This is a genomic window from Vibrio pomeroyi (assembly GCF_024347595.1).
In the GTDB taxonomy this organism is placed as follows: domain Bacteria; phylum Pseudomonadota; class Gammaproteobacteria; order Enterobacterales; family Vibrionaceae; genus Vibrio; species Vibrio pomeroyi.
In genome coordinates this window covers 1,347,351-1,367,750 of the sequence record NZ_AP025506.1, presented here as the reverse complement: position 1 = coordinate 1,367,750, position 20,400 = coordinate 1,347,351, and the positions used below count along the sequence as shown (strand labels likewise).

The window sequence follows — 20,400 nt, the reverse complement described above, 5'->3', positions numbered from 1 at the left end:
TAAGATCAATAAAGCCGTGATAGGGTTGCCCATCACGGCTTTTTTGTTCTTTGTCGTCACATGAATCGAGGGGACGACTCTGTGACGTTTCTTGCTACTCGGGAACTAGCTTGTTACTCAGTCAGTAGACTCCCTATTTAATTTAGCGAGCCTACTACCGATTATAGTTTTACTTCTTGGTGCTTAGTTTTCGGTAAAGAAATACTTAGCAGGAAGTAACCCAGGATTGCTGCTGTCGTTGACCCCATCAGGATACCTAGACGAGCGAGTGTATCAAAATCTGCGTTCGTTGGACCAAATGCCAATGAAGAGATGAAGATAGACATTGTAAAGCCAATACCACACAGCACAGACACTGCGAAGATGTTCATGAAGTTCACACCTTCAGGAAGTTTAGCTATACCTGTTTTCACAGCACCCCAGCTGAATAGGAAGATACCCAGTGGCTTACCAACCAATAGACCCATAGCAATACCAAGCGGTAGCATGCCAGTTAGGTTTGAAATTGAGATACCTTCTAGCGAGATACCAGCGTTTGCAAATGCAAAGATAGGCAAGATTGCAAAAGCGACGTATGGGTGCAGAGCATGTTCTAGGTGTTTCAGCGGAGAATGTTCCCCTTTATTACCTTTCAGTGGGATAGCAAAACCAATTACTACACCTGCTAGCGTTGCGTGAACACCAGACTTCAATACTGCGAACCACAGAATTGCACCAACAATGAGGTAAACACTTAGCTTAGTTACATGCTTGTTGTTTAGCATGAACAATACACCAGTCGCGATAAAGCCAACCGTTAGTGCAAGCGTAGATAAGTCACCTGAGTAGAACAATGCAATGATAACAACAACACCTAGGTCATCGATAATTGCTAGAGCCAGTAGGAACACTTTCAAGCTTACTGGTACACGGTTACCAAGAAGTGCCATGATACCCAATGCGAATGCGATATCTGTTGCTGCCGGGATAGCCCAACCTTGAAGCGCTTCAGGGTTACTTGAGTTAAATAGCACGTAAATTAGTGCAGGAGCTAGCATACCACCCACAGCTGCGATAGCTGGGAAGATTGCAGTCTCTTTAGACTTTAATGCGCCTTCTAAAAGCTCACGTTTAACTTCTAAGCCGATTAGAAGGAAGAAGACAGCCATTAAGCCATCGTTAATCCAGTGAGACACAGACATACCAAGAACGTAACTGTGAAGTACACCTTGGTACATTTCGTTCAGTGGTGAGTTTGCTACAAACATTGCGATCGCCGCAGCGATTACTAGGATGATGCCGCCAGCAGATTCCATTTTAAAGAAGTCACGGATGACGTCGGTCATGATTTCGCCCTTATATTTATTATTTAAATAAACGAATAACAAAGAATAACCACGAGTTTATATCCAAGCTTTATCGATAGATAATCACTTCTTTGGATGTTTAACTTCGGTTTTTCCTACAAATACTAAACAATACGTCGTATATTCCATAAAGTTGTTATGCACCATAAATTAAGTATAGATGAGATCATCGAACCTGTATGCAGAATTCATTACATGCAGAGTAAAGTGGATGGCACAAAAAAAGGCTATCAAATGATAGCCTTAGGTGAAGTTTAGTAACCAGTGAGCTGCATAAAGCCGGTCGCCTCATGGCTCCCGCTCGCCTTAATTGGCCCTTCCCAATATGGTATGACAAATGGAAGCCACATATCCCTACGTATAATACGCGTAGTCAGGTTGATATCATGCTTGGGCACGTTAATGATCCACTGAAGTGGCATTCGTCGACCATTCATCAAGGTTGTGTTTTGCAAAGGCTGAATCGAAATATCGGCTTCGGTCAGTTGGTATACCTTACCGGAACGAGTCGCTAAAGTGCCGAACACATAAGGCAACTGTTGATTATGACGATAGCGATTAATGCTCAGCGCTGTACCATCATCAAGATTGAATACAAACCAATCCCAACCTTGTTGACCCACTCCGAGTAAACCACTGCCCCACTCTTTATGTACCCACGCTGTGCCTTCAACTTCCTTGGCGACACCGTCGAGATTCAATACGCCACTCAATGATAAGAACGGCGCGCTGAAGTTATAAGATGCAACAGGTAGTAAATCGTGCTTTTTCTGATAGCCGTTTTCCCCATTAAGTACATATGGCCCTTTCGCCACTGTATCTAATTGGAGACCGAACGTATCCGTTTGTACTTGCAGGCGACCAGGAAACGGCGTGTTACCCAGCGAACGCCAATTCCAATTATCAATCCAAATTCTAAACGGACGATTGGTCATTCCCGCTTGGCCAATGCCACCACGAGCCATGCGCTGCTCTTTCCATACTTTAGATTTGGAAGAGACCACCACGTTTGAGATATAGACTTGTGGACTCTGCCATCCGGGCGTTTCACGTTCGTCTGTCGCGATACGGAAAAAGCTCCACTGAACCGAATAGTCTTTGCCATCGTCCCCTTTCAAAGACGCAAAGTAGTGCCACCATTCGTGCTGAAACTCCGGATGAAACTTGAAATCTTGTGGTAGCGAAACGTTACGGTCTGGCAACACAGGTTCAAACACGTTGAAGTGTTCACTTACCAAAACAGAGTTCACCTCATTGACCCCTTTTTCGCCAGGGTCGATGAAATAGGAGTAGTAACCCCAAACACTCAAAAAGATGCCGAAGAAACTGATTAACAATAGAGAAGACAAAATTCGCTGTCTTAACTTGGTTGAGCTATTCCGTAGAAACATATTAAAGGGCATCCCTCAGTGACTTCATCGGCGTGTTCCGAATCATTCTCATCACTGGTAAAGCACCAGCTAGCATCAATGCTGCCATTGCCCAAGCAAATGTCTCTAAATAGTCCCAAGGAAGCACTTGTAACTCGAGTGACCACCCAAAAGACTGCTTGATAACGATATCAACGATCAAGCTCGCTAACGCTAAGCCAAGCGGAATCGCGATTAAAGAGGAAATAAGTCCAAACACAAACAGTTGTAAACTGCCTGTCAGAATCAGCTCTTTCGCAGAGACACCTAAACAGCGCTGCAGCGAGATATGCCTTTGCCGCGATACTTCACCCGCAACAGTTGCAAAGAAGATACCGAACACAGCTATAACCAAAGTGATGTTGCCTAGCGTATCTGCAATCGCGAACGTTCTATCAAATACCCGCATCGCTTGGCTGTGAATATTGTTGTTATCAAAGATACGTTCAGATCCGAGCCTGAATACGCTTTCCAATCGGCTTCTAAGACCGATTGAATTGACATCATCTTTGAGTATCACGCCAAGGCCAACATTGCCTCGCCCAGCAAAACCGTATAGCCAGTTTCGGTGTGACATCATCACTTGATGGTAAGGGTTACCATAATCGTAATAAACGCCCACAACTTGCCAACCGGAGCCTAGGTTGTCATAGAGGTCAATATAGTCTCCCGGGCGAATACCCAGCTTGAGAGACATCGATTCGCTGATCAACACACCTTTAGAATGGTGTAAGTGATACCAGTAATTTGGAATACCGAGTTTAATCGTTAGCGCTTCTAGTTCGCCTTCAGAAGGTCCCGTACTCACCACTTGAATACTGCCTACTGGAGAAGCGACATCTTTCTCCCAACGCCACCAAACAGAATCAACTTCAGGCTGTTCTGATAGCCAACTACTCATACGAGCCGCCGCATTGTTGGTTGGGTAAATATAGAGGTCAGCCGCCAAACGCTGTGTTAGCCACTTATCGGTAGTGTCCCTAAAGCTACCTACCATGGTTTCTACGCCAATGTTCGCCGTCAGCGCTAGCATAAAGGCCATAGTCGCGACACCACGATAGCTCATGCTTGATGCTGCGTCCGCGAAGAACCAGCGAGCACGAACCCAACGCAATGAATAAGACAGGCTGTTAAACAGTTTCCACATTAAGAATGGCGTGAACAGAGCCACACTCACCAACATCAGTGCGATAATTGCAAAGCCAGACTCTTGTGTTTGCGGAGCTTGGTACACAGCAACAGCAGCAACCAAGAAGCCACAGCCAATCAGTGCTTGCCAAGTGAACTCGGTGCCAGCAAAACGCATCAAAGACAAACGAGAAGAGAGACGAATCGGTTGAGACTTAAGTAAACGAACCAGTGGCCAAGCACACGCTAAGAAAGCACCAATCAATGCCATCAGTAAGCTGTAACCGCTCCAACGCCAATTCCAATCGATCGTTAATCCGACGTTGGCGTCATATAAATCGCCCAAGCTTGAAGATACGGCAGGTAACAATTGGTTTGCTAGCATCACGCCAAACACATTGCCGCAGATCCAGCTCAGTAAAACCAGTAGCAATAATTCTAAACAGAGCGCTTTCGTCAGCTGCCAACCAGACACACCCGTCTGTCTTAAAATTCCGACTAACGGTTGACGTTGAATAAAAGAAAGCGACATTGCTTGATAGAAAATGAACAAGCCAACCACAAACGACAGCATACCCATCGCTTTTAAGTTTAAATGGAATGCACTGGTTAGAGACTCAAGTTCGGCTTTAGAGCTGCGCGAAATCGTTAAACCGTTTGGCAACATATTCTTAAGGCGCTCAAACTTCTCGGTAGACATCTCTGAGCAAGCAATCACAGATAAACCGGCACTTCGCTTGAGCATTCTCAGCAGCGAAATATCCGCAATCAATCTTGTACCATTAATAATGTTGTTCTCGTCAACCATCACAGGGCCAAGTTCAGAGCCATCCAGAAGAGGAATGTAATCACCATTGTTCCATTGCATGTGTTCAGCGAGATCATCGCTCACAAGAATCGGATACGGCGGCTTCATGAGGTTTAACGTATTGAGATCTTTTAACGCAACGCCCGGTTGCAGTTGAAGCATAGATACTGGGTCTATGCCAATCAGCATGAAGTTTGAACCGTTTTCATCAGTGATACGATGGTGATCAAAAGGAGAACACTGCTGAAAGCCCTCACGGCGAAGGTGGATATAAAAGCCTTGTGGGATTTTATTGGCGTTGTGTTTTGGTCGAATACGGTAAGGAAGAGGATTCGAAAAGAGTTTTTCGCCATGAGCATAGCTTTGCTTGGCGTGCTGGTTAATGGCAGTAACACCAACCAAAAGTGATACACCGAGGGTTAAACCAAGCCATACCAAGATAATCTGAAGTGGGTAACGTCGATAATGACCGAGTAGTGCCTTAACTACGGGCCATAACATGCAGTTGCCCTCCTTGTAGACGGATCCGGCCATCCATGTGTAACGCTACTTTTTCACTGTGTGTCACCAACAACAAAGTGCATTCTAATTGGCGAGCCAAAGACGTAAGCAAACGCATTACCGCTTCGGCATTACGTTCATCTAGACTACCTGTTGGTTCATCGGCCAATAAGATTTTTGGTTCCATATACAACGCACGAGCAATCGCTGCACGTTGTTGCTGTCCACCAGACGCCTCTTCAGGGTAACGACCAAGCAAAGGCATTAGATCTAAAGCAGAAAGAATCTGCCTCCAGAGCCCCTTGTCTTCAGGTAAGCCTTTTAATTGGCGGCAAAAACGAATGTTATCAGCAATATTCAATGTCGGCAGTAAGTTGAACTGCTGAAAGATATGGCCAATGTTGTTTCTGCGATAAGCGGTGCGGTCACGCTCGGTAGAGTCGTGCATGTTGAAGTGAGGGAAAGCGATTTCACCTGAATCGGCTAGGTCTAAACCCGCGATAAGATTCAGTAAAGTACTTTTACCTGAACCGCTTTCGCCCATTAATGCCAGCTGGTCACCTTGGTTTAATGTCAGTTCAGCACCTTGCAAAACAGGGTGGAACTCCCCCCCATCGACATAGCCTTTACATAGGTCTGACAGCTTTAACATTAAACAGCTCGCATTAGTTAGAATTTGGAAGGAGAATCTACACTAATTCCCTGTTAGGAGGAAGTATTTTGAAAGATAGATCACACACCAACGATAAAGTGATGCGATTGGTGCGCCCGACTTCAACTTCCTATCAAGTTTTTAATCCATTTTCTTGTTTTCATGCGATAGAGCGACCCGCCCCACTTAATCACTTCTTCAGTGAGGAACAGCAGGTAAACCCACTCAGGTGGAAACTTAAAGTAAATAGCGGCGATGGCTGCCAACGGAATACCTATCACCCACTGAGCAATCAGATCTTGGTAAAGACAGAACTTAACGTCACCGCCCGCTCTGAGTACACCAACGATCACTGTCATTGGAATAGAACGAATGACAATACCCACGCTGAGAATCAAAATAAACTTCTCTGAAAGCGCTCGGGTTTCTTCAGTCAAAGCACTAAAGGCATTCAATATTGGCGTTTGTATAAAGTAGAGGAAAATCGCCACTACAATACTGGTCAAGAAGCACAAAATCGTTAAGCCGAGTGCTTGATAGTAGACCGCTTCATTGTTCTTCGCACCAAGCTGGTTCCCCACCAAAACCGCGGCTGCATTCGACATACCAATTAATAAACTCAATGAGATAGATTCAACGGGCGTCATCACCGAAAGTGCTGCTAACCCTTGCACGCCCGATTGCCCCATGATGGCGTGATAAGCGAATAAGCCACCAGCCCAAGCTAAAAAGTTAAAGGTTGTCGGCAGAGACAATTTCAAGAAGCGAACGACTTTCTCCACAGTAGCCGCTGCTTTGATATCACAAAGTTTGAAGGCTAATAAATGTTTAGAGAAATAGAGGTAGCCAAACAAGGTCGCCACTTCAATTGCGCCACTCAGTACGGTCGCAATCGCCGCACCTTTGATGCCAAGAGCCGGAAATCCTAAGTTACCGAAGATTAGCACCCAGTTTAAGAACACGTTAGACAGGATACCAATACCACTGAAGAAGGTACTCAACCCAGGTTTATGCATCGCTCTTAGGCCAACAGCCATACTGCTGACACACGATACGGCTAACATGCTAAATGAGGTGATAACGATGTATTCAACGCCCAAGCTAATAACTTCTTGAGAGTCGGTAGTCACACCCATAATTTGTGCCGGGAAAGAGACAAAGAACACGATGGTCAGCAGTGCAAACAGCGTCGAAACCAGCCAGGTTAATGCAGTGCTTTCTCTCACACCTTGTTTGTTGCCCGCTCCCCAATATTGAGCTGTCAACAGGGCCCCGCCCGTGGTCACGCCCACCAGCATAATAGTCGTCACAAACATCGCGCGACTTGCAACACCGACAGCGGCAATATCTGCTTCCCCAAGTTGTCCTAACATCAATACATCCACTAAGCCTCGGCTTGAAAACATGATGCTCTGCAAGGTGATTGGCAAAGCAATGGCAATCAACCTACGAACAAAATCGCCGCGTGTGTGATGGATAATTGAAGAGAGCAACATAGGAATACCTGAACGGAACGTGTTGATGACAAAAGGATTATTCTTTCAGTATATCAATGTTCGAATTTCAACCATACATAAATCATACTGAGGACATCAATTTCCGTATAACGTCTTTTCACGTTTCATCAATTGAATGGCAATAAGGTGAGACTCCCAAGCCTAGGTAAGAATAAGTTTGGTAAATATAATCAATTCTCAAATTAGCCATAAAAAGTAGATATCAAACAGCGCTCATACATACAACACTCGACTTGATCTCCTAAAAACCTAAATTGACGGAAATCAAAGTTACTCCCGATGTTTATTTCATTGAATTTGTTATCAATTTTCACACATCGCCTTAACCGCATGATTTGAGTGGTTTTATTGTGTCAAATTTTTATCCATCTAATTATTCGATTAATATTCATTCCTTTTTGTCATTTCATAAATCATCTTTAATTCAATAACTTCCACCCCAGTTTCAATAGGGAGTTAAAATGAATAATAAAAAATTAATAATGAGTTTGGCAGGTGTCGGTATCTTGGCTTATTTAGGTACGGTGTATACGGTTGATAAAAACGATCAACGCATTGCTGCTGAAAGCCTCGCGCAATTTTCATCTTTGGATAAGTCCTCTTTAGACTACCAAGCAATGAAAGTACTCAGTGATAAAGGGTGTGCTTACTGCCACACCAACGAAAGTGAAATGCCCTTCTACTCTGAATGGCCAATCGCGAAAACCCTCATGAATGCCGACATACAAACAGGTATGAAGCACTTTGAGATTACGCAACTCTTCAACGGTATTCAGAATAATGAACCAGTATCCGAAGTAGCGCTCGCGCGCATCGAAAAAGTGCTCTACGACGATTCTATGCCACCTAAGATCTATCAATCCATGCACTGGTCTGCAGGCATTTCAAATGAAGAAAAGCACACCTTATTAAAATGGATACGCCAAACAAGAGCAGACATTCACCAAGACTCTCCAGTAGATGACAGCCGCAGAGAAGGTACGCTTCAGCCAATCTACACCGAGTTTGAAGTAGACGAAGACAGAGTAAAGCTGGGCAAAGCGCTCTACCATGACACGCGCCTATCAGGTGATGACACGATTTCTTGTGCCACTTGCCATAGCCTAGATACAGGCGGTGTCGACAACTTAGTTGGCTCTGTTGGCATTCATGGTCAAGTTGGCGGCATCAATGCGCCAACGGTTTTCAACTCGGCGTATAACAAACTGCAATTTTGGGACGGCAGGGCGAATGACTTGCAAGACCAAGCGGGCGGCCCTCCTTTTAACCCTATCGAAATGGGATCAGAGGGTTGGCAACAGATCATCGATAAACTGAGCAGTGATCCTGAGTTAGTTGCCAAATTCAATAAGACTTATAACGGTGAAATCACCGGTGACACCATCACTCATGCTATCGCCGAATTTGAAAAAACCTTGGTGACACCAAACAGCCGATTCGACCAATACCTGACGGGTAATACCGACGCAATGGACGCTCATGAAAAACATGGACTGAAGCTATTCAAACAATACAGCTGTGATACGTGCCACACGGGTGAAGCCATGGGCGGTGAAACCTTTGAAACCATGGGTATGAAAGCGGACTACTTCTCAGACAGAGGAACTGACATCACCCCAGAGGACTTGGGAAGATACAACGTCACGGCGATTGAGTCCGACAAGCACAAGTTCAAGGTGCCAACGCTGAGAAACATTGAACTCACTGCGCCCTACTTCCACGACGGCCATGCAGAGACACTAGAACAAGCGATCTTTGATATGGGTAAATATCAAGTGGGTGTCGAAATGAGTGATGATGAAGTGGATGCCATCAAAGCATTCCTAAAAACGCTCACCGGCGAATACAAGGGAAACAACCTTAGCCCTAAAGCTCAGCAGCAGAGCTAACTAACGTCCATCGAAGCGATTAAATGCTGCCGATAAACTTAAGCCAATAGATTCTTTCTATTGGCTTTTTCATTACTCGTGGCTCAATTGGTTTTGTAGAAAAGTTAGCGTAGTATGAGCAAAGGATGGTTTGATACGCAATACATGGAGTAACGATGAAGAAAGTACTGGTTTTAGGCGCTTCTGGATATGTTGGTTCACAGCTGCTTCCCCTTCTGCTAGAGCAAGGTTATCAGGTAACCGCAGCAGCAAGGCATATCGACTACTTAAAAGCGAGAACTGAGCCTCATGAGAATTTGTCACTCGAATATCTCGATCTGGCTGACCAATCAGCAACACAAGCTTTGGTTCCCGACTTTGACCTTATCTTCTTCCTTGTCCACGGGATGGCTGAAGGCCACGACTTCATTGATTACGAGTTAAACCTAGCTCGCAACTTTGTCTCTGCACTTGGCCCTAAAAACCAACATGTTATCTATCTGAGTTCACTTCAACCTCAAACCGGCGACTCTGAGCACCTTCAAGCCAGAAAAAAAACGGGTGAGCTGCTTCGTAAAGGGTCTGTTCCTGTTACCGAGCTGCGAGCTGGCGTCATTATCGGCCCGGGCTCTGCTGCATTTGAGATAATGCGAGACTTCGTTTACAACTTGCCAATCATGATTGCGCCGAAATGGGTCGACTCAAAAGCGAACCCTATCGCATTGAAAAACCTAAATTACTATTTATTAAAGCTAGCGCAAGATACTCCAAGTGAAAGCCAAACCTTTGAGGTGGGCGGGCCAGATATCGTCTCTTATCGAAATCAATTCGCGCATATTGCCAAAACCGCCGATCGTCCACTTAGGCTGTGGGCAACCTCCCTATTCACACCTAAAATCGCTTCTTATTGGCTTGGCGTGGTGACCTCTGTCCCTTCCAACATAGGTAGAGCGTTACTTGCGGGTTTAAAGCATGACTTTATTGCCAACTCGACCACTATCCAAGAAAAGTATCCGCAAAAACTCGTGTCATTCGAGAGCATGGTAGAACAAGCGATTCACGCTGAAGGTAACTTCGTAAAAAGTAATGTGTGGGGCTTCGATAAAACCGCATTCAAACGCTGGCAAGCCGGATATGGTTACTACCCCAAGAAGACTGGCGCAAGTATCACGTCGACTGCCTCGCTAGAGTCGCTTTGGCACGTCGTTCAAAAGATAGGCAGCCCGAAACAAGGTTACTTCTTCGCTAACTCTTTATGGCGCACAAGAGAATGGTTAGATCTTCTGTTTGGCGGCGGTGTACCCGTTCGACAAATGCCAGAAGGGCCAAAACTAAAAGTAGGCGACAAAATTGACTCATGGAAAGTGATTCGCTGTGAAGAGAACCAATTCTTATCGTTGTTGTTCGGGATGAAAGGCCCGGGCTTAGGGCGACTGGAAATTACCGTTTCTGATAACGGAGATTCTCGTGAACTGAACATATCAGCTTGGTGGCACCCGAAAGGCTTTCTAGGATTACTGTATTGGTTTGCAATGATGCCAGCTCACCTATTTATCTTTAAAGGGATGGTGAAAGCGATAGAGAAGCAGGCGAAAGAGCTGGGCTAGAAGCAGATACGAGATTCGGGTAACGAGGTGCGAAGAGATTAAAAAGCAGATGCGGGATTCGAGTGACGTGATGCGAAAAGACTTAACAGCAAATTAGCGACATGCGCTGTGAGAGGCGATAAAGAGCGGACAATTCCGCTCTTCGAATCCCGAATCCGCTACTAGCCGATAACGCTAATTGGAATCTCTGCCAATTGATTACCTTGGTTAGCTGGGTACACGATATATTCACCGTGGTACTTCACTGCAGACTTGTAGTCCGTCACTTTGTGAAGCATAAAGCCCGCTTCCATCGCCGCTTGAATAAACTCAGCGTGGTTACCACGTACAAACCAGTTCATTGGCTTTACCATCAACTCACCGTCGAAAGAGTCGTCACACTGTTTGCCACACAAGGCAAAAGAGTGCTCACCATCGGTAAAGAATTGGATTTTGCCGCCAGTGGTTAGCTCGTCTTCGCTTGATACGCTCCAACCCATCTCATACATCTTATCCATAAACGCTTCAACATCGCTGTCTTTTAGCGCTTTCGGCTCTTCGCCTTCAGGGAAGAACTGACCGTAAAACGCAGAGATACGTTTGAAGGTAAAGGTTAAATCAGAGTTGTTACCCTTCGAGCGACCCTGCTTTTGCCAGCGAACTAAGTCAGGCACTATCACGCGATCGTAAGATTGAGCCTTGATCGCTTTGGTTACCCAACGAACAAGGTAAAGGTTGTTTGCAATAGGAGCGTCAATCGCTTTACCTGACTTATGCAGAGCGTATAGCTCACCTAACGCATCGTTCACTAACTTCTGAATTTCAATATAGTATTTTGACATTATGCCTTCTTTCCTAATGTCCAATATAGTAATGCTGACAGTATTGCACATGCTGCCATCACCATAGCCATTGGCCCTGCAGTGTCACTTGGTAGCATTGCGACAATTGCGCCTACCACAGAACCAGTACCAAATCTTAATGTGCCCGCCAGCGAAGAAGCTGTTCCGGCCATATTCGGGTATCCGCTTAAAAGCAGCGCCATTGAGTTACTACCAATGGTAGACAGTGTGCCGATAAACAGCATCACGAATGGCACAATACCCCATAAGCCGATGTCTAGTGACCAGCCGACCAACAAACCTAAACCCGCGAACAATTGAATCGATAAACCCAATTTTAGCATCGCGTGAGAGCCAACTTTCTTTACGATTCGTCCATTAATGCTCGTCATCAAGATCATCGCGACAATGTTCAAGCCAAACAAGTAACCAAATAGATCAGGACGAACACCATAGATGTCGATGTAAACGAAAGAACCTGCCGTTAAGAATGCGAACATTCCCGAGAAAGAGAACGCACCTGAGAAAATCAGGCCCATAGCCGTCGGGTTTTTACATAAACGAGCATAGTTACGAATCGTGGTTTTGAAACGCAGCGGTTGACGATTTTCCGTTGGCAGCGTTTCTGGAATCTTCATCGATACCGCTAAGATTACGATCACCGCAAAAATAGCCAATACCCAGAAAATTGAGCGCCAGCCGAACCACAATGCCAAGTAACCACCAATCATAGGAGCGACTAATGGTGCAACCGTCATGACCAAGGTAACGAAAGACATGGTTCTCGCGAAATCTTCGCGGTCAAACATGTCTCTTACCACAGCTTGAATAATAACGGCGGCTGCAGCACCTGCAAAACCTTGCGCGGTACGGATGTAAGTCAGCGCTTCAATACCATGCGTTGTTGCACTTACCATAGAAGCGATAGCAAACAGGAACACACCAATCAACAGTACAGGCTTGCGACCATAACTGTCGGCTAATGGACCGTGCAATAACTGCCCCAACGCGAAACCTGCGGTATAAGCTGTTAGCGTAATTTGTACTTCACCCGCCGTCACACCAAGATCTTTGGCAATGGTCGGCATCGCCGGCAAATACATATCGATCGCGAGCGGCGTCAGTGCGCCAATTGCACCGAGAATCAAAAATAGCATTAAGCCTAATTGAGGAGTTTCAGGTTGGGAGCTTGGGCTCTGTGTGGTAGATGTCTGCATGGTTCTCCGAATGTTCAACTGGTAGAGCTAGGGACCTACGCGAGCACGCAAGTCAAAAGATTGGCTGAGACTTTCCTAGTACCAGTCAACATCATCAGCCGACGCTATCCATGGTCGGCTTTACAACGAAAGGGCTATTTCCTGCTATGAGCGATGTTCTGTCATCAACAGTTTTGCTGATTTTAAACAGCTTCTAGCTAAGGGTTACTTCCAGATAGAGTCGACTTCTTCTTGAGTTAGGTAACGGTATTCACCTAATTCTAAAGACTCGTCCATCTCGATTTCGCCAATACGTTCACGGTGCAGTGCTTCTACCTTGTTACCAAGCGCAGCAAACATGCGTTTTACTTGGTGGTATTTGCCTTCGTGAATCGTTAGTAGTACTTCACGTTCTGCACGTACTTCAAGATGTGCAGGAAGTGTTAGGCCATCTTCGCTCTTAAGCTGGATGCCCTCTTTGAATTTTTCAACGTAGTCAGGTTCTACTGGATCAACCAACCACACTCGGTACATTTTTTCGCACTTGTGTTTCGGTGCTGTGATGCGGTGAGACCACTTACCATCATCAGTGATCAGGACAAGGCCTGTTGTATCAACATCTAGACGACCAGCAAAGTGCAGCTTGTCCATTTTGATTTCATCAAGTAATTCAAACGCAGTGCGATTTGAGCCATCTTCATGCGAACAAACAAAGCCTTCTGGCTTATAAAGCATGATGTAACGTGGACCATGAACATTCAGTTCATTACCCTGCCATTCAACAACACACTCTTCCGTTACCTTAAGTGAACCGCTTTTTTGAATGACGTCATTGACTGTCACTGCTTTTGATTTTAATAAGTGTGTTGCTTCTCTTCGAGTGACGCCTAACGCATCGCACAGAAATTTATCTAAACGCATGAATACCTCAACTAATCTAAGTCGGGTATTATAGTCACCTTTGCTCAATTAGTTGAGCTATTTCACACTATTTGTTTTCCCTTTTACAAGACGCGATATGTATACACTCCGCCCGTACCAAGCTGATTCCGTAAAATCAGTGATTCATTACTTCAGAAAACACCAAACTCCGGCTGTTCTCGTGCTACCGACAGGGGCAGGAAAAAGCCTTGTGATTGCAGAACTGGCGAGGCTTGCGAAAGGTCGAGTGTTGGTGCTTGCTCACGTAAAAGAGCTGGTTGAACAGAACCATGAAAAATATGAAGGTTATGGGTTAAAAGGCTCGATTTTCTCGGCGGGTTTAGGCCGTAAAGAGACCGACCAACAAGTGGTATTCGCGTCGGTTCAATCTGTAGTTCGCAACCTCGATTCATTCTCTAATCAATTTTCGCTGTTGGTTATCGACGAATGCCACCGCGTACCTGACGAAAAGACCAGTAGCTATCAGAAAGTGATCACTCACTTACGCGAGAATAATTCCGGCATCAAAGTGCTTGGCTTAACGGCAACACCGTATCGCCTTGGCATGGGTTGGATTTATCAATATCACACTCGCGGCCAAGTACGTTCGGATGAGCCACGCTTCTTCCGTGACTGCATCTTTGAGCTGCCGATTCGCTACTTGCTTGATGAAGGCTTCTTAACCCCTGCCCGCATGATAGATGCACCAGTATTAAGTTATGACTTCTCACAATTAAAACCGGCAAGCACAGGCCGGTACAAAGAAGCTGAGCTTGATATGGTAATCGAGCAATCGAAACGCGCTACACCACAGATTGTCGACCAGATCATTCATCTTGCCCAAGATAAGCTTGGCATTATGGTGTTTGCAGCCACGGTTCGACACGCTCAAGAGATCCTTGGCTTATTACCCGAAGGCGAAGCGGCAATTGTGATTGGCGATACCCCAACACTCGAACGCGACCAAATCATCAATGACTTCAAAGACCGAAAAATCAAATTCTTGGTCAACGTATCAGTATTAACCACTGGCTTTGATGCACCGCATGTCGATTTAATCGCGATACTTCGCCCAACAGAATCCATCAGTTTGTACCAACAGATCGTTGGCCGTGGATTGCGTTTGTCTCCGGGTAAAAAAGAGTGTTTGGTTCTCGACTATGCGGGCAACAGCTATGACCTTTACCAGCCTGAAGTTGGCGACCCCAAACCGGATTCAGACAGTGAAATCATCACCATCCCTTGCCCTGCCTGCGGCTTCAATAACAACTTCTGGGGCAAGCTAGACAGTAACGGCTTCTTGCTCGAACACTTTGGCCGTAAATGCCAAGGCTACTTTACAGATGAAGACACGGGCGAACGTGAGCATTGTAACTATCGCTTCCGCGCCAAATACTGCGGTGAGTGTGGTGCGGACAACGACATTGCGGCACGCATTTGTCATGAATGCGACGCTACCTTAGTTGACCCAGACAAAAAGCTCAAAGAGGCACTCAATCTAAAAGATGCTTTGGTGTTTGAGTGTTTAGAAATGGACCTCAATGTACTCAAGGATGATAAAGGCAAGTCGCAGCTTAAAGTCACCTACCGAGGCGAAAACCAAGCGCAAGTGCATGAATTTTGGTCATTAACCACCAAGAAGCAGAAGCAAAACTTCAAAGATCAGTTTGTTCGCCCTCACCTTGCGGATAGACACAGGCCTTTTGAAGAAGCGTCGCCATCGAAAGTGGTTGCTCACCAACACAGATTCCGCCTACCACAATTCGTGATTGCACGTAAAGTTGGACGCTTTTGGAAAATGAGAGACAAGATATTCGAAGATGAACTACAGCAACGTTGAGGTTAAAGCTAAGTCTTACGTTCTTAACACTTGGTGGTTAGTCTGGCGTATTAAAGCATTCGCCATTTAAGCGTTAAGTTTTTCGGTATCAAATTCTCATTATTAATCAGGTTCACTTTCTGTTCAGAATTACTTTTTTATACTGAACGCTATCAACCTTCTCTAGGATTCGCTATGTTTAGTAAAGCTATGATTTCTTTGTTTTCTATAAGCTTAGGCTTATTTGTTTCTGCTGGCGCATGGGCTGACTCACATCATAATGGTCACGACCTAGTACAAGACGTTCACAAAGCAGGAACCCGCATCGAATTCGAAGAAGATCAAGACGAAGTCTATGAAGCGGTTCGAGAAGGCTATATTCGCCCTTTCTCTGAAATGTATGCCGCAGTAGAAAACGATCTTCATGGCCGAATCATTAAAGTCGAGCTAGAAGAAGATGATGATATTTGGGTGTATGAACTAAAAATTAACTTCCAAAACAACATCATAAAAGTTGAATACAACGCCGAAACGTTAGACATGCTGAAAATTGAAGGCCGCAACTTTAAAAACGCAATTAAACACGGCGACTAATTAAGCGCGACGAATAATCCAGCACAACGAAGAATCATTACAAGAATTAAGAAGAACAATTATGAAAATTTTAGTCGTTGAAGACGAACCTCGTTTGGGCCAACAAATTATTGAAACACTTGAGGGAGCCGACTGGGTTCCAGAACTTTCTCAAGATGGTATTGATGCACTCTACCGTGCTACCTCAGAAGAGTGGGACGCGATTGTTCTTGATTTAGGACTGCCTAAGCTTGATGGCCTGACCGTTTTAAAAGGTATTCGAGACGAAAACATTAACACGCCAGTGATTATCTTGAGTGCTCGTGACACGCTAACCCAGCGTGTTGAAGGCTTAAACGCAGGCGCAGATGATTACCTGACTAAACCATTCGAAATGGTTGAGTTGATTGCTCGTATTCGCGCTCAATTGCGCCGAGCTTCAGGCAGCGCAGCGCCAGTTCTTCAAATTGGTGATTTAAGCCTAGACACTCGCAGTTCTAAAGTACTGTGGCAAGGCCAAGCTGTAAGCCTAACAGCACTTGAATATAAGGTTGTCGCGTATTTCATGCATAACCAAAACAAGGTTATCTCGCGCACTGAATTGGTTGAACACATCTACAAACAAGATTTCGACCGTGACTCAAACACGGTTGAGGTGTTCATTGGCCGTATTCGTAAGAAAATCGCACCGAAGATCATCAAAACGGTGCGTGGCCTTGGCTACCAACTGAACGCTGAATAGCACCCTATCTAATTACACTAGAGCAATCGTCAACGAGACTCAGTGTAATAGCCAATTAAATGGACAGCCTGTTCTGATCATCGAAATACAATCAAATAACGGTGGGCAAAGGCAGGCTGGAAATGCATGAATCTAAAGAAACGAACTCTTAAAAACATCAGTCTAAAAAGCCGCTTGCTCCTCGCTGCGGCTTTTTGGCTTGGTGCGATGATATTAGCGGCAGGTGTCGGAATACCGAAACTGGTGAACGACTACCTGGTCGATGACATGAAGCAGCAGCTTTCCCTTACTATGGACGAGCTCACCGCCAATATCGAAACCAACGACAATGGCAACCTTATCATGGCGGAACGTCTTTCTGACCCAAGGTTCAACCAACCTTACAGTGGTATCTATTGGCGCGCCTCAACCCAAGACCAAATAATTCGTTCTCGCTCACTATGGGACAAGGACCTCACCATCAAGCGCTCTCCTATTCACACCTCTATCAAAGGGCCTGAAAAAGAAAAGCTGATTTACATCGAACAAGACATCTACCTTCCGTCACTCAGCGATCCTATCACCATCACCATTGGTATTGATGAAGATCCATTAGAGTCAACGCTTGCAGAACTAACGGGGCAAGTATGGTTGATTCTGATGTTGTTGTTCGTTGGCGTGCTGATGCTAATTGGTATTCAAGTCAGCTGGTCTCTATTACCTCTTAGTAAGATGCAGCGTGAATTGGTGATGCTGAGAAAAGGCGAACAACAAGGGCTAAGTGATAACTACCCAAAAGAAGTTTCTCCACTAGTATCAGACCTCAATGCCCTACTCTTTCATTACCAAGAATTGCTGGAACGTGCTCGTAACCACGCGGGTAACCTCTCTCATGCATTGAAAACACCGCTATCGGTGATGAAAAATGAAATAGAGATGCTTCCTGACAACGAGAAGAAACTGTTACAGCAGCCCATTCAACAAATCCAAAGCCAGATAGATTATCACCTTGGTCGCGCTCGTATGGCGGGTGCAATGAACATCCTTTCGGTGAAGTCGTCACCTTTTGAACGTGTTGAAGCGATCTCGATGGCGTTTGATAAAGTTTATGCCGCCAATGAAGTCACTATGATCAATGAACTGGACTCTGAACTTGAGGTTGCTGTCGAAAAAACCGACCTCGATGAAATGGTCGGCAACCTACTGGAAAACAGTTACAAGTGGGCGGGCAGTATTATTCGAGTTCACGCTAATGAACTGGCCAACGGCAATGTCGAATTGATTATTGAGGATGACGGACAAGGCATTCCCGAAGAGAAACTCGCACAAGTGACCAAGCGAGGTGTAAGGCTCGATGAAACCACTCCCGGAACCGGACTAGGGCTGAACATTGTGAATGAGATGGCACACAGCTACCGTGGCAGCTTAACGCTCAGTAAAAGCTCAATGGGCGGCTTGAAAGCCTCTCTTGTCCTAAAAGTATCTCAAGCTTCTTAAACCAAGAAACTCATAATCGCATTAGCCCTTCAATAAAAAATCAGGAGTTTGCATATCAATCGCAAACTCCTGATTTATCTTGATATGGTTATAACTCAAACTGGGTTAGCTCATCGAATGCAGACCAATGACATTGCCTTCGGTATCAATAACAACGCTAATGAAACCATGCTGTCCAATCGCCATTTTGGGTACTTGCAAAACGCCACCATTCGCTGCCGCTAAACTGGCCTCTGTCGCGCAGTCTTCACAAGAGAAATACACCATAGTACTATTACCTCCCGCCTTTACGTTAGGCATGGAACACAAGGCTCCTGTCGCGCCGTATTTTTCCATCTCGCAAGGAAACACCCACATTTCAATATCGATGCCCGTTTCGTTATCTAGCTTCTCCAACGTCACTTTAAACACCGCTTCGTAAAACGTTTTTGCTCTCGCCATGTCGTCGACATAGATTTCAAACCAACCAACCGGATTCATTTGCATCACTTTGTCCTTAGCTTTCGCCCTTGTTCACCCTTAATTAGGATAGACAAAGTTGGCGAAGTTAGAGTTGGGAGATGACTGAAAGAGAGTGTTGGCTTCAGTCCGCATGAACAAAATAGATAGAGATGAACAAACAGAAACGACCAAACCCTGTTGAATTTGGCATTCAAACAGGGTTCCTATTAGACGGGTATAAGAAAGAGTTCAAAAAACCTAAAGGCTAGATATCATTAACCGCAACATCTAAGGTTTGTGACTCATTACTGTACGAGCTTGCACCGATGACCAAGATCTTTCCGTCGGTGTAGTAGTCATGTTGATCATTCATTGCTTCAGCATTGGCGAGAGGCAAATTGACCAGTTCGATGCTTGGGTAAGCCGATTTAATTTGCAGAGCCAACCTATCACGCTCTTCATCGACATTCGGGTCAATCTTATGAAGTATGGTGACAATCCCAGAATACGGTGTCACTTTTAAACCATCATCATAACTGATTGCTCCTAACCACTTAGGTTGATTGCTGTTGCTGTCTAGCCCAGCGTTCCACCAGCGTATGTGGCTTCTTTTCATCAAGTTTCCCGGCAGTTGGAACGCCATGTCTTGTGGTTGATTACGCCAATACAGGTCAGACACGGGCGGCGTCTTATCTTTAAGCAGAGCAAGGTAATGAGTCCACTCGATCTCGTTTCGAGAGAAAGTCTGGTTCTCAATCCAACCCAGTTGATTCATTAGCTCACGTGGCGATTCCCCGACATACACGACATTGATTGCTTGCGCGTCATAAATAGGAGACAGCCCAGGAAATGCTTTGTAAGTCACTTGTTGTAGGTCGACAGAGTTCACCTGTGCCGATGTTTGTTGAGCTTGAAAGTCATCGGCCTTCCAGAAGAAATGAGCATAGTTTGCGTAACATAACCAAGCGACTAAAAAGGCACTGGTTTTCAACGTTAGCTTTCGCCATTTAAGTTTGTAACCCATGACGATAAAAACAGACACCGCCACTAAGCCAATCAACAAGCTTTGATGTTCCGTGAGAAAAACCTTAACCGCGCTCAGTAAAGGAAACTGTTCAACGCCGTGTGCTAACAACATGCCCCAAGCAACAAATTGACCGCCACCAAGCAACAAACCTATCGAAGAGAACAGTGTAAAACTGCTCCATTTAACACGATGAGAACCTGCGATAAAAGGCACTACCCAAGCAATCGGCCCTAACAGGCGCGCAGCCACAATAATATACGTTCCCTTCTTAGCAATGAGGTAACGACACCGAGCGATCAGCCTTTTGGTTTTTGGCCGAAATTTAATAAGCTTCTTTTGCGCAGTAGCCCCCCACTTTGAGCCAATGAAGTAACTGAGTTGATCGCCAATAAAGCCACCCAACATCACCATCACCAACGCCATCCATGCACCTGAATACAGTTGAAAACCCGCAGCAATAAAGAAGGGCTCTCCCGGTACAAATAGGTTCGGGCCAATGAGTGCATCACCTAATGCACCCAAAAACAACCCTAGTCCATCAAACATAA

Annotated in this window: 16 protein-coding genes; 6 read left to right on the top strand and 10 right to left on the bottom strand. The window is 45.3% G+C overall.

Going from position 1 to position 20,400, the window contains the following annotated elements; translation table 11 throughout:
* Window positions 1-161: 161 nt before the first annotated feature.
* The 5 genes from nhaA to OCV12_RS06085 form a co-directional block, all read right to left on the bottom strand.
* Window positions 162-1,325 carry a Na+/H+ antiporter NhaA gene (nhaA, locus tag OCV12_RS06105; RefSeq protein ID WP_261885622.1) on the bottom strand — a complete coding sequence of 388 codons (1,164 nt, stop codon included), beginning with the start codon at window positions 1,323-1,325 and terminating at the stop codon, window positions 162-164.
* Window positions 1,326-1,600: 275 nt separating this feature from the next.
* The gene (locus tag OCV12_RS06100) at window positions 1,601-2,749 is read right to left on the bottom strand and encodes a lipocalin-like domain-containing protein (protein ID WP_261885621.1); all 1,149 of its coding nucleotides are present in this window, start codon (window positions 2,747-2,749) and stop codon (window positions 1,601-1,603) included.
* Window positions 2,739-5,192, bottom strand: coding sequence for an ABC transporter permease (locus OCV12_RS06095; RefSeq protein ID WP_261885620.1), 2,454 nt, complete (start codon window positions 5,190-5,192; stop codon window positions 2,739-2,741). The genes OCV12_RS06100 and OCV12_RS06095 overlap by 11 nt, the downstream gene beginning before the upstream one ends.
* The gene (locus tag OCV12_RS06090) at window positions 5,173-5,844 is read right to left on the bottom strand and encodes an ABC transporter ATP-binding protein (protein ID WP_017060385.1); all 672 of its coding nucleotides are present in this window, start codon (window positions 5,842-5,844) and stop codon (window positions 5,173-5,175) included. The genes OCV12_RS06095 and OCV12_RS06090 overlap by 20 nt, the downstream gene beginning before the upstream one ends.
* 122 nt (window positions 5,845-5,966) lie before the next feature.
* Window positions 5,967-7,340: an MATE family efflux transporter gene (locus OCV12_RS06085; RefSeq protein WP_239848629.1), complete on the bottom strand. Its 1,374-nt coding sequence runs from the start codon at window positions 7,338-7,340 to the stop codon at window positions 5,967-5,969.
* 482 nt (window positions 7,341-7,822) lie between these two features.
* On the opposite strand from OCV12_RS06085, the gene OCV12_RS06080 reads away from it, so the two are divergent.
* Window positions 7,823-9,250: a cytochrome-c peroxidase gene (locus OCV12_RS06080; RefSeq protein ID WP_261885619.1), complete on the top strand. Its 1,428-nt coding sequence runs from the start codon at window positions 7,823-7,825 to the stop codon at window positions 9,248-9,250.
* 155 nt (window positions 9,251-9,405) lie between these two features.
* Window positions 9,406-10,836, top strand: coding sequence for an SDR family oxidoreductase (locus OCV12_RS06075; protein WP_261885618.1), 1,431 nt, complete (start codon window positions 9,406-9,408; stop codon window positions 10,834-10,836).
* Between the two features lie 161 nt (window positions 10,837-10,997).
* Here the strand turns inward: OCV12_RS06075 and OCV12_RS06070 are convergent, their stop codons facing one another.
* The 3 genes from OCV12_RS06070 to rsuA form a co-directional block, all read right to left on the bottom strand.
* On the bottom strand, window positions 10,998-11,657 hold the full coding sequence (locus OCV12_RS06070; protein WP_176681535.1) for a DUF2913 family protein: 660 nt from the start codon (window positions 11,655-11,657) through the stop codon (window positions 10,998-11,000).
* Window positions 11,657-12,874, bottom strand: a complete 1,218-nt coding sequence (locus OCV12_RS06065) for a Bcr/CflA family multidrug efflux MFS transporter (protein ID WP_176681536.1) — start codon at window positions 12,872-12,874, stop codon at window positions 11,657-11,659. The genes OCV12_RS06070 and OCV12_RS06065 overlap by 1 nt, the downstream gene beginning before the upstream one ends.
* Before the next feature lie 204 nt (window positions 12,875-13,078).
* Complete coding sequence (gene rsuA / locus OCV12_RS06060; RefSeq protein ID WP_017633289.1) at window positions 13,079-13,774, bottom strand: 16S rRNA pseudouridine(516) synthase RsuA; 696 nt, start codon at window positions 13,772-13,774, stop codon at window positions 13,079-13,081.
* Between the two features lie 97 nt (window positions 13,775-13,871).
* Between rsuA and OCV12_RS06055 the strand changes: the two genes are divergently transcribed.
* The 4 genes from OCV12_RS06055 to OCV12_RS06040 all read left to right on the top strand — a co-directional run bounded on the left by OCV12_RS06055 (window position 13,872) and on the right by OCV12_RS06040 (window position 18,384).
* Window positions 13,872-15,614, top strand: a complete 1,743-nt coding sequence (locus tag OCV12_RS06055) for a DEAD/DEAH box helicase (RefSeq protein ID WP_261885617.1) — start codon at window positions 13,872-13,874, stop codon at window positions 15,612-15,614.
* Between the two features lie 174 nt (window positions 15,615-15,788).
* A complete protein-coding gene (locus tag OCV12_RS06050) occupies window positions 15,789-16,187 on the top strand; it encodes a PepSY domain-containing protein (protein WP_132763695.1) in 399 nt (132 codons plus the stop codon).
* A 61-nt stretch (window positions 16,188-16,248) separates the two neighbouring features.
* Window positions 16,249-16,908 (top strand): response regulator transcription factor, encoded by a 660-nt coding sequence (locus OCV12_RS06045; protein WP_004741316.1) that lies wholly within the window; start codon window positions 16,249-16,251, stop codon window positions 16,906-16,908.
* A 126-nt stretch (window positions 16,909-17,034) separates the two neighbouring features.
* Window positions 17,035-18,384 carry an ATP-binding protein gene (locus OCV12_RS06040; RefSeq protein ID WP_261885616.1) on the top strand — a complete coding sequence of 450 codons (1,350 nt, stop codon included), beginning with the start codon at window positions 17,035-17,037 and terminating at the stop codon, window positions 18,382-18,384.
* Window positions 18,385-18,489: 105 nt separating this feature from the next.
* On the opposite strand, the gene OCV12_RS06035 is transcribed toward OCV12_RS06040, so the two are convergent.
* Window positions 18,490-18,870 (bottom strand): VOC family protein, encoded by a 381-nt coding sequence (locus OCV12_RS06035; RefSeq protein ID WP_132763689.1) that lies wholly within the window; start codon window positions 18,868-18,870, stop codon window positions 18,490-18,492.
* A 220-nt stretch (window positions 18,871-19,090) separates the two neighbouring features.
* Window positions 19,091-20,398, bottom strand: a complete 1,308-nt coding sequence (locus OCV12_RS06030) for an LssY C-terminal domain-containing protein (protein WP_261885615.1) — start codon at window positions 20,396-20,398, stop codon at window positions 19,091-19,093.
* Between the last annotated feature and the right edge of the window lie 2 nt (window positions 20,399-20,400).

What these genes read in the sequence shown, in the direction of transcription:
- OCV12_RS06040 (WP_261885616.1), top strand. Translation starts at nt 17,035, where the DNA reads ATGAATCTAAAGAAACGAACTCTTAAAAACATCAGTCTAAAAAGCCGC.
- OCV12_RS06055 (WP_261885617.1), top strand. Translation starts at nt 13,872, where the DNA reads ATGTATACACTCCGCCCGTACCAAGCTGATTCCGTAAAATCAGTGATT.
- rsuA (WP_017633289.1), bottom strand. Translation starts at nt 13,774, where the DNA reads ATGCGTTTAGATAAATTTCTGTGCGATGCGTTAGGCGTCACTCGAAGA.
- OCV12_RS06085 (WP_239848629.1), bottom strand. Translation starts at nt 7,340, where the DNA reads ATGTTGCTCTCTTCAATTATCCATCACACACGCGGCGATTTTGTTCGT.
- OCV12_RS06080 (WP_261885619.1), top strand. Translation starts at nt 7,823, where the DNA reads ATGAATAATAAAAAATTAATAATGAGTTTGGCAGGTGTCGGTATCTTG.
- OCV12_RS06095 (WP_261885620.1), bottom strand. Translation starts at nt 5,192, where the DNA reads ATGTTATGGCCCGTAGTTAAGGCACTACTCGGTCATTATCGACGTTAC.
- nhaA (WP_261885622.1), bottom strand. Translation starts at nt 1,325, where the DNA reads ATGACCGACGTCATCCGTGACTTCTTTAAAATGGAATCTGCTGGCGGC.
- OCV12_RS06045 (WP_004741316.1), top strand. Translation starts at nt 16,249, where the DNA reads ATGAAAATTTTAGTCGTTGAAGACGAACCTCGTTTGGGCCAACAAATT.
- OCV12_RS06070 (WP_176681535.1), bottom strand. Translation starts at nt 11,657, where the DNA reads ATGTCAAAATACTATATTGAAATTCAGAAGTTAGTGAACGATGCGTTA.
- OCV12_RS06035 (WP_132763689.1), bottom strand. Translation starts at nt 18,870, where the DNA reads ATGCAAATGAATCCGGTTGGTTGGTTTGAAATCTATGTCGACGACATG.
- OCV12_RS06050 (WP_132763695.1), top strand. Translation starts at nt 15,789, where the DNA reads ATGTTTAGTAAAGCTATGATTTCTTTGTTTTCTATAAGCTTAGGCTTA.
- OCV12_RS06100 (WP_261885621.1), bottom strand. Translation starts at nt 2,749, where the DNA reads ATGCCCTTTAATATGTTTCTACGGAATAGCTCAACCAAGTTAAGACAG.
- OCV12_RS06075 (WP_261885618.1), top strand. Translation starts at nt 9,406, where the DNA reads ATGAAGAAAGTACTGGTTTTAGGCGCTTCTGGATATGTTGGTTCACAG.
- OCV12_RS06065 (WP_176681536.1), bottom strand. Translation starts at nt 12,874, where the DNA reads ATGCAGACATCTACCACACAGAGCCCAAGCTCCCAACCTGAAACTCCT.
- OCV12_RS06090 (WP_017060385.1), bottom strand. Translation starts at nt 5,844, where the DNA reads ATGTTAAAGCTGTCAGACCTATGTAAAGGCTATGTCGATGGGGGGGAG.
- OCV12_RS06030 (WP_261885615.1), bottom strand. Translation starts at nt 20,398, where the DNA reads ATGTTTGATGGACTAGGGTTGTTTTTGGGTGCATTAGGTGATGCACTC.